The organism is Streptomyces musisoli (assembly GCF_016741855.1).
Lineage (GTDB): Bacteria > Actinomycetota > Actinomycetes > Streptomycetales > Streptomycetaceae > Streptomyces > Streptomyces musisoli.
Genome location: NZ_JAERRH010000127.1, coordinates 1 through 370 on the forward strand (window position 1 = coordinate 1; position 370 = coordinate 370).

Sequence of the window (370 nt, forward strand, 5' to 3'; positions counted from 1 at the left end):
GTGCCCTTCGAGCCCGAGCATCCGGCCATCCGCGCCGAACCGCTCGCGTACGGAGAGCAGGAGATCGAACTTGGACGTCTGCGTGCCGAGCTGCTCGACCTCGAGGCCGAGTCCCGGGAGGCGGAGGTCGGCCTGGTCGTTGTTCTGGAGGACGAGCATGACCTGGAAGAGCGGGTGGCGGGACAGGGACCGCGTCGGGTTGAGCACCTCGACCAGGTGCTCGAACGGCACGTCCTGGTGCGCGTAAGCCGCCAGGTCGGCCTCCCGCACCCGCCCGATCAGCTCACGGAACGTGGGATCACCGGACAGGTCCGTGCGCAACACCAGCGTGTTCACGAAGAACCCCACCAGATCGTCCAACGCCTCGTCC

1 protein-coding gene is annotated in these 370 nt (G+C 67.8%); it reads right to left on the reverse strand.

Going from position 1 to position 370, the window contains the following annotated elements:
• Positions 1-370 (reverse strand): condensation domain-containing protein (locus JK361_RS40765; protein ID WP_201828291.1); only part of this gene is annotated, 370 nt, incomplete at both ends.